Source organism: Burkholderia pulmonis, assembly GCF_984667975.1.
On the sequence record NZ_OZ480186.1, the window covers coordinates 256617 to 272479 of the forward strand.

Annotated in this window: 10 protein-coding genes and 1 pseudogene; 7 read left to right on the forward strand and 4 right to left on the reverse strand. The window is 61.2% G+C overall.

From position 1 onward, the window contains the following. The first annotated feature begins 12 nt into the window (after positions 1-12). From AC5LXK_RS01190 to AC5LXK_RS01220, 7 genes and pseudogenes are all read left to right on the forward strand, one after another. On the forward strand, positions 13-1269 hold the full coding sequence (locus AC5LXK_RS01190) for a restriction endonuclease subunit S (protein ID WP_493389999.1): 1257 nt from the start codon (positions 13-15) through the stop codon (positions 1267-1269). Next, on the forward strand, positions 1266-2360 hold the full coding sequence (locus AC5LXK_RS01195; protein ID WP_493390000.1) for an AAA family ATPase: 1095 nt from the start codon (positions 1266-1268) through the stop codon (positions 2358-2360). Before AC5LXK_RS01190 ends, AC5LXK_RS01195 begins: the two co-directional genes overlap by 4 nt. Next, positions 2357-3961: a type I restriction-modification system subunit M gene (locus tag AC5LXK_RS01200; RefSeq protein WP_493390001.1), complete on the forward strand. Its 1605-nt coding sequence runs from the start codon at positions 2357-2359 to the stop codon at positions 3959-3961. Before AC5LXK_RS01195 ends, AC5LXK_RS01200 begins: the two co-directional genes overlap by 4 nt. Before the next feature lie 689 nt (positions 3962-4650). Continuing rightward, positions 4651-7443 (forward strand): type VI secretion system Vgr family protein, encoded by a 2793-nt coding sequence (locus tag AC5LXK_RS01205; protein WP_493390002.1) that lies wholly within the window; start codon positions 4651-4653, stop codon positions 7441-7443. A 198-nt stretch (positions 7444-7641) separates the two neighbouring features. Then, a complete protein-coding gene (locus AC5LXK_RS01210; protein ID WP_493391169.1) occupies positions 7642-9825 on the forward strand; it encodes a T6SS effector phospholipase Tle3 domain-containing protein in 2184 nt (727 codons plus the stop codon). Beyond that, on the forward strand, positions 9822-11288 hold the full coding sequence (locus AC5LXK_RS01215; RefSeq protein ID WP_493390003.1) for a virulence factor: 1467 nt from the start codon (positions 9822-9824) through the stop codon (positions 11286-11288). The genes AC5LXK_RS01210 and AC5LXK_RS01215 overlap by 4 nt, the downstream gene beginning before the upstream one ends. A 9-nt stretch (positions 11289-11297) precedes the next feature. Further along, positions 11298-11390 (forward strand): annotated as a pseudogene (locus tag AC5LXK_RS01220) (PAAR domain-containing protein); the annotation flags it as partial. A 36-nt stretch (positions 11391-11426) separates the two neighbouring features. Here AC5LXK_RS01220 and AC5LXK_RS01225 read toward each other — a convergent pair. The 4 genes from AC5LXK_RS01225 to AC5LXK_RS01240 all read right to left on the reverse strand — a co-directional run bounded on the left by AC5LXK_RS01225 (position 11427) and on the right by AC5LXK_RS01240 (position 15852). Next, positions 11427-11738 (reverse strand): hypothetical protein, encoded by a 312-nt coding sequence (locus AC5LXK_RS01225; RefSeq protein ID WP_493390004.1) that lies wholly within the window; start codon positions 11736-11738, stop codon positions 11427-11429. 126 nt (positions 11739-11864) lie between these two features. Next, a complete protein-coding gene (locus AC5LXK_RS01230; RefSeq protein ID WP_493390005.1) occupies positions 11865-13262 on the reverse strand; it encodes an enolase C-terminal domain-like protein in 1398 nt (465 codons plus the stop codon). A gap of 62 nt (positions 13263-13324) precedes the next feature. Beyond that, entirely contained in the window at positions 13325-14665 is a 1341-nt protein-coding gene (locus tag AC5LXK_RS01235; protein WP_493390006.1) for an MFS transporter, read from the reverse strand. Between the two features lie 212 nt (positions 14666-14877). Beyond that, positions 14878-15852, reverse strand: coding sequence for a LysR family transcriptional regulator (locus tag AC5LXK_RS01240; protein WP_493390007.1), 975 nt, complete (start codon positions 15850-15852; stop codon positions 14878-14880). Positions 15853-15863: the final 11 nt, after the last annotated feature.

A 15863-nucleotide genomic window follows, 5' to 3' on the forward strand; every position in this document is an offset into this window, starting at 1 on the left:
GGAACCGGCGCAATGAGCCAACGGAACAACCAAAAGGGTAGGCTGCTGCCACGGGTGCGATTCCCCGAGTTCCATGAAGCTGGAACTTGGAGCGATGCAAGTTTGGGCAGTGTCCTTACTGAGCACGGATTGAAAGATGACGGCAGATGTGAGGTCCACTCCGTTTCCGTGAATAAGGGTGTCGTCAACCAAAAGGAGCACTTGGGGCGGAGTTTTTCTGCAGCGGACACCTCAAACTACAATCGAGTCCAACCATACGACGTCATTTATACGAAAAGCCCTACGGGTGACTTTCCCTATGGCGTAGTCAAACAAAGCAAAAAAGATAATGAGGTAATTGTTTCGCCGCTCTACGGAGTTTTTGAGCCAATTAATCAGCACATTGGGGTACTTATAGATTGTTACTTTGAGTCTCCTCTGCGGGCAAAAAAGTTTCTGGAGCCTATAGTCCACAAGGGCGCGAAGAATACTATCCAAATTTCGAATAGCGTCTTCCTATCTAGAGGCATTCCCCTTCCTGTAGAGCACGAAGAGCAGAGGAAAATCGCCGACTGCCTGTCCTCACTCGAAAAGCTGATCGTGGCAGAAGCACAGAGGCTCGACACCCTCAAGGCTCACAAAAAAGGCCTGATGCAGCAGCTTTTCCCTCGTATGGGCGAAGCTGCGCCACGCCTTCGCTTTCCGGAGTTTCGGAAGGATGGCGCATGGGCCACCATCACTGCCGGTCAGCTCTTTTCGAACAGAACTGAAAAAGGGGAATCAAGACTCCCGATATATTCGGTGACCATGACCGACGGAATGGTCCCACGTTCTTCGCTAGACCGCCGGATCGAGGATATGGCCGAGTCCAGTGGAAACAAGATAGTACGAAAGGGGGATATCGCATACAACATGATGCGAATGTGGCAGGGTGCGTTGGGGGTGGCACCTGAAGATTGCATGGTCAGCCCTGCCTACATCGTGCTGAAACCGCAGGTTGGCGTGAATCCCTTTTTTTACTATTTTCTCCTGAAGCTGCCAGAAACGCTTCAAGTTCTTACTGCATATTCGAGAGGTTTGACCGAGGACAGGTTGCGCCTGTACTACGATGATTTCGCAAAGGTCACATTGCGATGTCCTTCTCCGTCTGAGCAAGAAAGAGTCGCTGAATGCCTCTCTTCCGTCGACGACCTTATCGCAGCCCAAAGTGGCAGGATTGACGCACTAAAAGCCCACAAAGAGAGCCTCATTCAGCAGTTGTTCCCGGTGCTCGATGAGGTGCACGAATGAAGCTAGGCGAGGCGTTTGCCGACCTGCCTGCACTGGCCGTGCAGCTGCGAAAGGAATTGGAGAACAAGAAGACTATCCTGTTCTATGCCTACAACGGCACTGGAAAGACGCGGCTGTCCATGACGTTCAAGGACATCGGTAAGCAGGGTGATGCACGCGACACGCTCTACTTCAACGCCTTCACCGAAGACCTTTTCCACTGGGACAACGACCTCGACGGTGACAGTGACCGTAGGCTCACGCTCAATGCGGCTTCGCGCTTCTTTGCCGGCTTGGCTGAGCTAGAGATGGACAACCGGATTCGCCCGCTGCTGCAGCGTTACGCGGATTTCGATTTTCGCATCGATACGCAGGAATGGGTTGTGCGCTTCTCGCGCACGGTGGACGGACAGGTCATCGACAACATCAAGGTGTCGCGCGGCGAGGAGAACATCTTCGTATGGTGCTTCTTTCTCGCTATCGTGCAATTGGTCTTGGACGGCGCAGAGGCTTATCAGTGGGTCAAATACGTTTACATTGACGATCCGATTTCGTCGCTGGATGAGCACAACGCCATTGCCGTGGCCAACCACTTGGCGCAACTGCTCAAACGGCCCGACAGCAAGCTCAAGACCGTCCTTTCGACACACCACACGCTGTTCTTCAATGTCCTGTGCAACGAGTTGAAGAATGCCAAGAGGTATTTCATCAACAAGAACTCAACTGGTAACGGCTACGTGTTGCGGGAGGAAACGGGGGACACGCCGTTCTTTCATCACGTCGCGGCCCTAGCTGAGCTGTATCAGGCCGCGCAGGAAGACAGGCTGTTCACCCACCACTTCAATATGCTGCGCACGATTTTGGAGAAGACGGCGAGCTTTCACGGTCACAAGAACTTCTCGGCTTGCATCAAGCAAGAGGACGACGACCCGGACGGCATCCTACACACCCGCCTGATCAACATTCTGAGTCACGGCAGCTATTCGCTTTTCGAGCCCCAGCAGATGCTGGACGAAAACAAGACCTACTTTAGGAAGATTCTGCACGACTTCCTGAACCGCTATCCTTTCAACCCCGATTTATTCCCTGAGCAGGCAGCAGGCAAGCCATGACTGAGTTCGAAAAGCAGAAGCTGGGCAAGACCCTCTGGACCATCGCCGATCAATTGCGCGGTGCGATGAATGCGGACGACTTCCGCGATTACATGCTTGCCTTCCTGTTCCTGCGCTATCTGTCTGACAACTACGAGGTCGCTGCCCAAAAGGAACTGGGGCCAGACTACCCCGCTCAAGTTGACGGCTCGGTTTCCACGCCGTTGCAGCTTTGGTATGAGGGCAATCTAGAGGACGTGCCCGAGTTCGAGAAACAGATGCGTCGCAAGGTGCATTATGTGATTGAGCCGCAGTACTTGTGGGGCAACATCGCGCAGATGGCGCGTGAGCAGAGCAAGTATCTGCTGGATACCCTTCAACAAGGTTTCGGATACATTGAAACCGAATCTTTCGCCAGCACGTTCCGGGGGCTATTTTCCGAGATAAATCTGGCCTCCGACAAGCTCGGAAAAAATTACGACGAGCGCAATGCGCGCTTGTGCAAAATCATTAGCGAAATTGCCAAGGGGCTGAAGGAGTTTTCTACTGACAGCGACACCTTGGGCGACGCCTATGAATACCTGATCGGCCAGTTTGCCGCGGGCTCCGGTAAGAAGGCCGGCGAGTTCTACACGCCTCAACGTATATCCAGCATTCTGTCGGCCATCGTCACGTTGGATGGACAGGAGCCGGCCACCGGCCAACGCAAACATATGGACAGTGTGATGGACTTCGCCTGCGGCTCAGGATCATTGCTGCTCAACGTGCGCCACCGAATGGGGCCGCACGGGATCGGCAAGATTTATGGCCAGGAGAAGAACATTACCACCTACAACCTGGCGCGCATGAACATGCTGCTGCATGGGGTGAAGGATTCGGAGTTCGAGATCTTCCATGGCGATACCCTGCTCAACGAATGGGACATGCTGCGTGAGACTAACCCGGCCAAGATGCCAAAGTTCGACGCGGTAGTGGCCAACCCGCCTTTCAGCTACCGGTGGGAACCCACCGAAGCGCTGGTCGAGGACGTACGGTTCAAGAATTACGGCTTGGCACCCAAGTCGGCTGCGGACTTTGCCTTCCTGCTGCACGGCTTCCATTTCCTGAAGCAAGACGGCGTGATGGCTATCATCTTGCCGCATGGCGTGCTGTTCCGAGGTGGCGCGGAGGCGCGCATCCGTACCAAGCTACTCAAGGACGGCCACATCGACACGGTGATCGGCTTGCCCGCCAATCTGTTCTTCTCCACCGGCATTCCAGTGTGCATTCTGGTGTTGAAGAAGTGCAAGAAGCCGGATGACGTGCTATTCATCAACGCAGCTGAGTACTTCGACAAGGGCAAGCAGAATCGCTTGCTGCCCGAGCACGTCGACAAGATCATCGCCACCTATCAGTTCCGAAAGGAAGAGGCACGCTACTCGCGGCGAGTGGGGATGGAGGAAATCGAGAAGAACGATTTCAATCTGAACATTTCGCGCTATGTGAGTACGGCGGAGGATGAGGAGGAGATCGACCTCGCGGCGGTGCATGCTGAACTGCTTTCGCTGGATAAGAAGATCGAGATGGGCACCAAGCAGCACAACAAATTTCTCAAGGAGCTGGGACTGCCTTTGCTGCCGTGATTACCCATCGGTCGCCGCTCCAAATCTGCTCCACTCGGCTACGGACTTTTTCGGTACGATACGAAATCCCAGCGCATACTCGAATCTACTGAAATTTTCATGTGGTCAAGGATATTTGGTAACTGATTGATTTTTAATTTGTTTTTTGTCATCCAAAAAGCTCTCCGGAATCAAGAACTTTGATCAGGTAGGCCTAGGTGGATCGAAATCTCGTTCGCAATGCGAAGGTCGGGAGTTCGATCCTCCTCCGCTCCACCAACGGAATTCGAAAGGCTCGATCGTCTTGAGACAGGAAGAGTAATGCCGCATCAGGTGCAGCGTTGTGCTTCCTCCAGGGCATACAGCCTTGTGCATCGCAAACAAAAAGCCGGCCTCGTGCCGGCTTTTTGCTTTTCTGCTTGACATCGGCGTGCGTGTACATTGCCCCGTCGACTTCTTCTTCGACCGCGTGTTCTTCCGCGCGAATCGCTCGGGCCGCCCCGGGCGGCGGCCGGGCCTCTCCTGCCCGATGCCGGAATCCGTCATTTTTAGTCAGATTGTGTCGGCAAACGGCATGGATACGCATAGGGTGCCGAAATATTCCCGTGAATTTGATATGCTCGCTGTCACAAATCGGTAGTGTGACCGGGACATGACGCGCGTCGCAAAGCCGAAGCCAACAGGTCGACAATAATATTGAGAGAACGGCTGTGTCGATAAACGAAACAATAAGCAGCTTTGCATCCGGGGTGGTCGACTGGAACCGTCGGCCGGTCGCCTTGAATTTCGGCAAGGCGCAAGACGCACTGGGGCACTTGCTTGCGCTGCAGCACGCGCATGTGCACGAAGGGTTGATGACCGGTATTCGCGGGCATCTGACCTGCGTGTCGGCCCGCCACAACCTGCCGCCGCGGCTGTTCCTCGGCGTCCCTGTCTCGATCCGGCTCGTCACCGACCGGGGGCAGCTGCACTTCGTCAACGCGATCATCCAGGACGTGCAGATCGGCCAGAGCGACGGCGAGCTTTGCGTGTACCAACTGACGGTGTGCGATGCGCTGTCGTTGATGGACAAGCGCACGAATTCCCGCGTATTCCGTCAGAGCAGCGTCGTCGACATCCTCTCGACGCTGTTCACCGAATGGCGTCAGCGCAGCCCGGCGCTGGCGGCGGCGTTCGAATTCGACCTGTCCGGCCTGAGTCGCAATCGATATCCGGCGCGCGAGCTGACCCGCCAGGTCAACGAATCGGATGCGAAGTTCGTGCGTCGACTGTTGCGGCGCGAAGGCATCACGGTGTTCGCCAAGGCCGGCTCCGGCAAGGGCGAGGGCAACGGCCAAGACGACACGCCCGCGCATACGCTCGTGTGCTGCGACGATCCGATGTCGCTGCCCCAGGCACCGGCCGGTACGGTCCGGCTGCATCCGCGCGACGCCGCGACCGAGGAGCGCGACACTGTCACGCTGTTCGCGCTGCATCAGCGCCTGGCGCCGGGCCAGGTCGGCCGCCCGTCGTGGGATTACAAGAAAGCGCGTATCGACGAGTCGATGGTCGCGACGAGCCTCAATCAGGGCGACGCCGGCAACGATCTGGCGCAATTGCTGACCGATGTCGCGATCGACATCCCGCATGCGGGCGATTCGTGGAACGATCACGAGCGCCTCACGCGTGCCCGGATGCTCGCGCATCAGTTCGAGGCCGAACGCTACGACGGCGTGAGCAGCGTGCGCGACCTTGCCGTCGGCGCATGGATCACACTGACCGGCGACCCTGAACGGGACATGCAGCCCTCCGACCAGCGGGAGTTCGTGATCTCGTCGATCGACCACGACGTCTGGAACAATCTGCCGAAGGGGCTGACCGACCGCGTGCAGGCATTGTTTGCCGCGAGCCGGCACCTGGCCTATCCGTCGCCATTGCAGCAGCCTGCTGCAGTGACCGAGCCTGACACGCGCTACGAGAATCATTTCACTTGCGTGCGGCGCGGCGTGCCGCTCGCACCCGCATACGATCCGAAGATCGACCTGCCGCCCGTGCACCTGCTGACCGGCACGATCGTCGGTCAGAAAGGCGAGGAAGTGTTCTGCGATGCCGACGGCCGCGTACGTGTGCGGATCCACGGTCTCGATCCGGCCGATCATGCGCATGCGCAGGGCGCGGGCACGAACGACAACGCCGGCGACAGTGCGCCGATCCGTGTCGGGGCGAGTCTCGCTGGCGGAAGCTTCGGTGCGCTCTTTCTGCCGCGTGTCGGGATGGAAGTCCTGATCGGCAGCCTCGGCGGCGATCCGGACAGGCTGGTCATCATCAACGTGCTGAGCAACGGCGTGAATCCGCCGGCGGCCTTCACCCACGTCGGCAACCTGCCCGGCAACCGCTACGTGTCGGGGATCAAGACCAAGGAAATCAAGGGGAACCGGTATAACCAGCTGCGTCTCGACGATACGCCGGGGCAGATTTCCAGTCAGTTGGCGAGCGAGCATGCGCATTCTCAACTGAATCTGGGGTATTTGACACAGCCGCGTCAGGATGGCCAGGGCCAGGACCGCGGTGAGGGCGCGGAGTTGCGTACCGACGCGGCCGCCGCGCTGCGGGCCGCGCAGGGGATTCTGCTGACGACCTACGCACGCTCGCAGGCGAGCGGTGGTCAGCTCGATCGCGACGAGTTGCTGCGGTTGCTCGGCGAGTGCACCGAGTTGTTCAAGTCGCTGGGCGACTACGCCGGTCAGCATGGCGGTCAGGCGAGCGACACGGCGGGCCAGCAGGCCGTCGCCGCGGCGTTCAAGGGCTGGACGCCTGGTGGCGGTAGCGGCGGGTCGGGCACTGGCGCCGGCACTGGCGATGCGGCCGGATCGCAGGCGCTGATGGCGTTCGGTGCGCAGGCCGGCTCGGTCGCGATCACGCCGAAGACCCACGTGACGTACGCCGGCGAGAACATCGACCAGGTCGCGCAGCAACATGTCCAGTTGACCAGCGGCCAGCACATCACGCTGCACGGCGGCCGCGGCGTCGCGATGTTTGCGCACAGCGATGGCGTATCGGCGATCGCGAATCAGGGCAAGGTGACGCTGCAGAGCCAGAACGACGACACGCAGATCGATTCCGCGAAGAACATTCAGTTCACGGCGGCCGGCGGCAAGCTCGCGGGCATGGCGAGCGAAGAGGTGGTCTTCACGACATCTGGCGGCGCCTACCTGAAACTGCACGGCAGCGATATCGAGCTGGGGTGCCCGGGCACGTTCACGGTGAAGTCCGCGGGGCATACGTGGCAGGGGCCGGCGAGCATGAGCACGGACATGCCGAAGTTCGATCATGCGCCGCTTGGGCGCGTGCCGAAGCTCGTGCGGGCGACCGACGGCCAGGCAGTGGAGGGCGTGCAGGCGGAAATCACGAAAGCGTCCGGCGAAGTGATCAAGGGGCAGTCCGATGCCGCGGGCAAGCTTGCTCCCCTCCAGAGCAACCAGTTCGAACCGTTCGTCGTGAATTTCTTCAAGAACAAGATCTGACCGGGGATAAAAATAACTATGGCAGAAACAGCCGATACTGCACCGGCTCAGCCGGTTGCGTCTGAAAACAACTCGTCAACGCAAGCCGCAGCGAGCGACGGTGGCGGTCTCGATCCGCGAGTGCCCGCAGGCGGGACGTCGTCGGCTGGCGGTGACGATTCGCAGAATCGCTACCTGGTCGCAAACGGCAACGGTGTGATGACGCTCAATCAATCGGACTATCTGTGCGTCATGCAGATGCCGTTGCCGGGCATCGTGATTTTCGTGCACGGGGTCAACTCGGAGGGGGAGTGGTTCGGGCCCGGTGAAGAAGGTCTGTGCGAAGGGTTGAACAAGCGGCTTGGACGCGAGGACGAGTATTTGACACATTGCGGGCCGCAAGGCGGCCAGATGGGTCCGATGCGCTACATGAAGAGCCTGACCGATGATGGCTTCATCAACCCGAAGCTTACGTCGAAGAGCTATCTCCAGCCGGACGCAAACACTTATTCGCCGGTCATTCATTTCCGTTGGGGCTACAGAGCCAATGCAGCAGAACTGAAACGCTACGGCGAATCGATCTTCCTGAACGAACAGAATTACTGGGGTGGCGGACCTTTCGCGAACGGCTGCGGTAGCCTGCCGGATTTGTGGAATGCTGGTGTCGATCCACGGATCTTTGGCTTCATCAATGTGCAGGGGCTCAATCCGACACAACGTCCGCTCTTCGAGACGCCACCGCGCGTGTACAACGTAATGGGCGCGTTGCGTCTCGCAAAACTCATCGGCTCCATCCGCAAGGTACAGAAGGACGTGCCCATCACGGTGGTGTGTCATAGCCAGGGGAACATGGTCGGCATTGCCGCCGCGTTCCTCGGGGACCGGCTGTCGGAGGATGCGGGCGTGAGGTGCGTGGCCGACACTTATGTGCTGGCCAATCCGCCCTACGGGATCGTCGGATCTATCGAAGGCGACAACTCGCCTTTTATGGAAGACTGGACCGAACGCAACGACAAGGACGCGCAGGGCAACCGTGGGCGCGTGGAATCGCAGGCGCGGGCGAAGACCCTGAAAGCTTTCTTCGAACTGATTGCGCAGAGCAAGGATGCCGAGGACAAGCGCGACCCGCTCGATATCCGGATGACGATGGCAAACATGAAGCCCGGCGAAGACGGCAAGCCTGCTTACGATCCGGACAATGACCGGAAACAGTACGGGGTTCAGAACCACACCTACGGTCGCGTCACGCTGTATTCATGCCCGCATGACCAGGTGATTTCCGCCGCTCCGGTCCAGGGCATGGGCTGGCGAGGATTGCATCCGGACGAGGTTGAACTTGTCAAGGGTTCGAGCCTTTTCACGCAACGTGTCTTTGCAACCAATTTTCAGGTCGGTCAGGCGGAGCCCGTGACCTACGACACGTGGAAGGACGATTGGCGTTATGGCAAGGGCTCGTCGGACCTGTTCTTTTTTCCGACGTCGCCCCCGGCTAAATACAACCTGGTCAAGGCACTGCGGGGCAACCCGAACTGGTACGGTAAAGTCGGCACCATAGCGTTTGCCCCCGTGCTGTATATCGTAACGATGGCGACATCGGCGTTCGGAATGATGCGCGTCAATGCCGAGCCGCCAAAGAAATGCGGCAAGACGCAGAAGGGCTGGCACGTGATTTGTGATGCCCCTGGTCTGCCGGAACCGTTCTTCCCGCAGGCGATTCGCTATGGGGCGGTCGTGCGCGTGAAGGATGGCAATGCGGAAAGTGATTTCAACGAGGACAACGATCCGGTGGCGGCTGCGCGTAACAAGGGCAAAACCAGCATCAATACGACTGATCCGTACGACACGTATAAAGCCAAAGGCAAGCATGCGGCCGAGATGGCACCCAAGGGCGATGCGGACAGCGAGGCGTCGCAACGCTACGAGGATCGTGCAATCGCGCGCATGGCGGCACGTCATGACAATGATCCGGACTGGGTCAAGGACGGTGTGGTCGTCGGAGAGACTGGTCCCAACGCGCAAGTGCCCGACGGGTATCAGAAGTGGCATAACAAGCAGGTTGTGCACATCCTCGATGCGGCGGTGAATAACCCGACGAACCATTCGACGATCATGACCAATCCGAAGCATGCCAGGTTGGCACTGACTTACGATGTCGCGATCGGCATCTGTCGAATCTCCCAGCAACAGTTGAACGATTTCAGGATCGAGGCTGATTGGCGATTTGGCAAACAATTGGAAAAAGGTAATCCCAATAAAGATTATTCTGAGTATTTTGAATTGGGTACGATGAAAAAAGAGTCGCTTGTTGATTGGGTTGTAACAGATCAGGAGGCGACGCTGCCAGATTCAATAGATGATACACGCCAGGGCAGCGCGATACTTGGTATCGGGAGGGGGGTATGAGATCACTATTTACTTCCCGGTCACGTCGTTTGGCGTTGGCATTGCTTGGTGCATTATTTGTTATTAGTATCGTTGCGGTTGAAGCATTCAATCACGGCACGCAGACGCGAAGTATGGGAGAGGAAATGACTCGATGGATCGGATTGCCGGCATTGGCGGGAGTTGCAGTTTTCGCTTTTGCATCCGCGTGGTCAGCGTCAACTGCGGAAGCTGCGCAGCCCACTTTTACGCCTGCACCGTCGATGCCGGTCCATGAGAAATCATTTCTCGCTCAGGTCGTGGGACTGGAATGGCTCAATCCCCTGCAGCGCCGTGACTATCCGACGGAATGGCAACTGTTGTGGACCATGGGGCTAGTCAAGCCGAACAAGAATGACGATATGGTTAGAACGGATCCAAAGAATTTTTCTTCGGTTAAGCCTGTTGCGATTGTCGCGGATGGCAACAACGGCCGGGAGAGTTTCGATGGATTCTATGAGAAATACATTGATACGTTTATTGGGTTGCTTCATGACAAATATGCGATGAATGGGCATTATTTTTATACAGTCCAGCCATCTGATAAGAAGCACTGGCGGGAGTTGGCGGGAGTCAGGATCGAGTTTGCGATCCCCGCACGGCTTTCTCCGAAAGAAGCTCGCGCGCACCTTAGCGATGAAATAATCACGGCTTTTTCAATTGGAAGCAAATCTTTCCCCGACCTGTGGAGCAAGGATACGCCGCCGGACATCCAGACCCACGTCGGCGGTGCCAACGCTGGCTTTACGTCGCTGAACGCCGCACTCGACTATCTGCAGGCGCATCCGCAGGAAAGCGTATGGGTAATGAACTGGGACGCCCCGAGCTTTCCGCCCAAAGACGAGCAGATGAATGAGAACCTCGCCGTGCTGTTTCTGGCCGGTCCGGATCTGAAGACCGAGCGCGAGCCGCTTGCCTGGATCGGCAAGGCGGCAACGGGCAAGGTGAGTGACTACGAGGCGAAGGCGGGCACGACGCGCGCGGTCCAGGCATGGAAGGCGACGATTGCGCAGGCAGCTCACAATGCAAACGTCGACCCGGCAAGCATCCAGTTCATCGTGCATGACGCAGGCAAGGGCAGCGACACCGCATCAGCGCGGCTGGCCTCGCTGTCGCAGACGCTCACGGAAACGCTGCCGGAATTCGACTATACGAAGCAGGTTTTCAACACGCCAGCGCTGCTCGGCGACATGGGCGCGGGCACGGCGCTGACGGACGTTGCACTCGCGATCGGCCGGATCAACCACTTCGGCGGCAATGCGCTGGTCGCCGGTACGACGGACGCTGCCCACCCGACTGCCGTCGTCGTGCTGCCGCCGTCGAAGCTCACGCCGGTCAACCCGGACGGCGACTGGTTCCGCGCACGTGGCGAGAACAACGCTTATCTTCCGTGGTGGGGGCGTCGCCACGACACGAACTACGGCATCCAGGGTTACTCGTACTGAGGAGCATGCATGCGCGGCATCATTCGGGTAGGTGACGTGCACAGCCATGGCGGCCGTGTGGAAACCGGCGCGGCGAACAGCGAAGTCATGGCGCGTGCGGTTGGGTGCCCACCAGCGTATTGCGACGACAGCCCGCGATCAGGTCGCCAACTCGTAGATCAACCTGATCGCCGGCACCGACAACACGGCGAACGCCACCGTGATGGCCGCGAGAATCGCGATCCTCTTGCGCAGCAGCGCGAAGAGGGCGATCGATAGCCCGTAGAACACGCAGGTCAGGATGATGATCCACAAGAGCGCCGCGTAGCCTGCACCGCCTTCGAAATTCGATACGTTCTGCGTGATCCGGGTCGCGGCATAACCCGCAACGGTCATGCTCGCGGGCAGGCACAGCACCGAATACAGGACGAAGACGATGATCTGCCACGGTGTCGGGTTGGGAGACGTCATGACGAGCGCTTTTCCTTCGGGTGGACGGGGCCGCCCGACCGTCCGCCGTGCGGGCCGGTTCAGGCAGCCGGCAGGATGCGGGCGTTTTCCGCGTTTGGCAACAATCGCCCGCCGCCTGCCGCCCTATCACCCGCGCCCGAAACTCGGCCGCTTCGGATCGTACGTCCACCCCGGCACCAGGTAGCGCATCGCGACCGCGTCATCGCGCGCGGTGCCGCCCACCTCGTTGTACAGCGCATGTGCGGCCGCGACCTGCGCCATGTCGATCTCGATCCCGAGCCCCGGCCGTTCCGGCACGGCCACCTTGCCGCCGACGATCGCGAGCGGCTCGCGCGTGAGCCGGGCATCGCCTTCCTGCCAGATCCAGTGCGTGTCGATCGCGGTGATCGTGCCGGGCGCGGCCGCGGCCGCATGCGTGAACATCGCGAGCGACACGTCGAAGTGGTTGTTCGAATGCGAGCCCCACGTGAGCCCCCAGTCGCGGCACAGCTGCGCGAGCCGCACCGAGCCCTGCATCGTCCAGAAATGCGGATCGGCGAGCGGGATGTCGACCGCCTGCAGGCGCACCGCGTGATCCATCTGCCGCCAGTCGGTCGCGATCATGTTGGTCGCGGTCGGGATTCCCGTCGCGCGGCGGAATTCGGCCATCACCTCGCGGCCCGAATAGCCGCCTTCCGGCCCGCACGGATCTTCCGCATACGCGAGCAGGTGGCCTTGCCCGCGGCATAGCGCGACGGCCTCGTCGAGCGACCACGCGCCGTTCGGGTCGAGCGTCGTGCGGGAATCGGGGAAGCGCGCCTTGATCGCGGCGATCGCTTCCATTTCGTCCGCACCGGCCATCACGCCGCCCTTCAGCTTGAAATCGGCGAACCCGTAGCGTTCGACCGCGGCTTCGGCCTGCCGCGCGATGTCGGCCGGCGTGAGCGCCGCTTCGTTGCGCAGCCGGAACCACGCGTCCGTTGCGTGCGTCTCGTCGCGATACGGCAGGTCGGTGCGGCGCCGGTCGCCGATGTAGAACAGGTACGCGAGCATCGGCACCGCGTCGCGCTGCTGGCCTTCGCCGAGCAGCGCCGCGACCGGCACGTCGAGGTGCTGGCCGAGCAGATCGAGCAGCGCGGCCTCGATCGCGGTGATCACGTTGTCGAGCCGCAGGTTGATCTCGTGCGGCTGGCGCAGCACCGCCGCCTCACCGGCCGACGTCACTTCGTGCCGGATCGTGCGGCCCGCGCCCGCACCCGTGCCCGACAGCGCCGCGCGCACTGCGTTGAGCGTTGCCTGATAGCGCCCGATCGACTGCCCGACCACGAGATCCGTCATGCGCTCGAGCGCGTGGCGGATGCCTTCGCCGCCCGGCACTTCGCCGACACCCGTGTGCCCGCTGCTGTCGTCGAGGATCACGAGGTTGCGCGTGAAGTAAGGCGCATGCGCGCCGCACAGGTTGAGCAGCATGCTGTCGCGGCCGGCGACGGGAATCACCTGCATGCGTGTGACGCGCGGCGTGCCGGCGCGGCTGGGTTCGGACATCGGTTCGCTCCTGGTTCCGGTGGCGCGCGGGCCGCCGGACGCGCCGGCGCGGCCCGCGCCGTTCATTGAAGCTCGACGCGGCGAATCTCGCCGACGACGAACAGGTAGCAGATCACGGCGACGAGCGCGTGCGCGACGACATAGACGAGCGCGCCGTTGAACGAGCCGCTGCGGTCGACGATATAGCCGATCGCGATCGGCGTCGTGATGCTGGAGAGGTTGCCGCATGTGTTGAGCAGCGCGCCGCTCAGCCCCGCGATCTGGCGCGGCGCGGTGTCGGCGTTGACGGCCCAGCCGAGCGCGCCTAGCCCCTTGCCGAAGAACGACAGCGCCATGAACAGCACGACGAGCACGTGCGAATCGGTGTAGTTGCAGACTATCATCGACATCGACAGCAGCATCCCGAACACGATCGGCACCTTGCGCGCGACCGACAGCGAGCGGCCCTGCTTGAGCAGCGCGTCGGACACGACACCGCCGAGAATCCCGCCGAGGAACCCGCACACGGCCGGGATCGACGCGACGAGACCTGCGTTGAGGATCGACATCCCGCGTGCCTGCACGAGATAGACGGGGAACCACGTGATGAAGAAATAGGTGAGCGCGTTGATGCAGTACTGCGCGATGTACACGCCGACCAGCATCCGGTTCCTCAGCAGCGCCTTCACGTGCCGCATCGACGGGCCGTCGTCGCGCGCGCCGGTCGCCTGGTCGATGTTGACGAGCGCGCCGCCTTCGGTGAGGTAGTCGAGTTCCGCGCGGTTGATGCGCGGATGCACCTTCGGGTCGTACATCGTGCGGTTCCACACCAGCACGAACGCGAAGCCGAGCACGCCCATCACCGCGAACACCGACTGCCAGCCGAACGAATGCACGAGCCAGCCCATCAGCGGCGCGAACACGACGGTCGCCGCGTACTGCGCGGCGTTGAAGATCGCCGACGCCGTGCCGCGCTCGGGTGCCGGGAACCAGGTGGACACGATCCGGCTGTTGGCGGGAAACGACGGTGCCTCGGCCGCACCGACCAGGAAGCGCAGCCCGAACAGCAACGCGAATGCGGCCGCCCCGCCGAAGAAACCAATCGTGCCCTGCAGCAGCGTGAACAGCGACCAGAAGAAGATGCTGAATGCGTAGACAACGCGCGATCCGAAGCGGTCGAGCAGCCAGCCGCCCGGCAACTGCGCGACCACGTACGACCAGCCGAACGCCGAGAAGATGAAGCCGATCTGCACATGGTTCAGGTGCAGCGAGCGGGCGAGGGCCGGGCCCGCGATCGCGATCGCCGCGCGATCCGCGTAATTGATCGTCGTGACCGCGAACAGCACGGCGAGCACGAGCCAGCGCACGCGGGTGCGGCGGGCCGTCGCCGACGCGGAGGCGGGCAGCGCTTGAAGCGGATTCATGACTTGTCTCCTCCGAAGGGCGGAAGGCGCCCTCGTGCGGCACGCGCGTCGGTGCGCGCGTGATGGGTGCGGGCGCCGCCGGTTCGAGGGCGGGCACCGGACGCCGATGCAGGCGGGGCGTCCGGGCCATTCTGTCATGTCGAAATTTGCGCTTTCATGCCAATTGCTGACTTGATCGATTCAGCATTTGAATCGATCGATGCGTCGATCGGTCAGGCCCGCGCGTCGTTCGCGCCGGCGCCGTGATGGCGTGCCACGTGCTGCACGAGAAACTCGACGGCGGCGCGCACGCCGGGCAACTGGCCGCGCCGATGCGGCATCAGCAGCGTCGTCGTGACGGTGCCGGCGTGCCAGCCGGGCAGCACGCGCACGAGCGCCCCGGATGCGAGCGCGGCGCCGGCGATCCAGTCGGGCAGACAGGCGATGCCGAGCCCGGCCGTCGCGGCCTGCAGCAGCAGCGTCGATTCATCGGCCTGCAGGCGGATGTGCGGCGCCACGTCGACGGTGTCGCCGCCGCGCTGCAGCCGCCACGGCTGCTGGCCCGGGTGGAGCCCGTCGTGTCGCGCGAGATCGGCGGGCGTGTCCAGTACGCCGGCACGCGCGAGATAGGCCGGCGACGCCACGGCGATGATCGGCGATGCCGCGAGCGGCCGTTGCACCAGCGCGGAGTCGGGCAACGGCGCGAAATGGCTGCGCACCGCGATGTCGAAGCCTTCCTGCGCGATGTCGACGAGGCGGTCGCTCGCATGAATCTGCAGCAGCAGCTTCGGGTGCGCGAGCGCCAGCGCCGGCAGGCAGGGCGCGAGGATATGCTGTGCGACCGGCACCGAGCTCGTGATCCGTACGATGCCGACCGGTTCGGCGGCCTGCCGCAGCACGGCGTCGCGCGCGCTGTCGGCCTCGATCACGGCCGCGCGCGCATGCTCGAAGAATTCGGCGCCGACCGGTGTGAGCCGGAAGCTGCGCGACGTGCGATGCACGAGTCGCGCGCCGAGCGTGCGCTCGAGCTCGGCAACGCGCTTGCTGACCGTCGATTTCGGCAGGCCGAGCCGGCGCGCGGCCGCCGACATGCTGCCGGCGTCGACTGCTTGCACGAACAGGTAGAGATCGTTCAGGTTCACTTTCAGCGTCCACGTGAAGAAACGACGGGTTTCAATTCTAGCGGCTACTGCGCCATCGTTCGCCATGGGAGCATGAT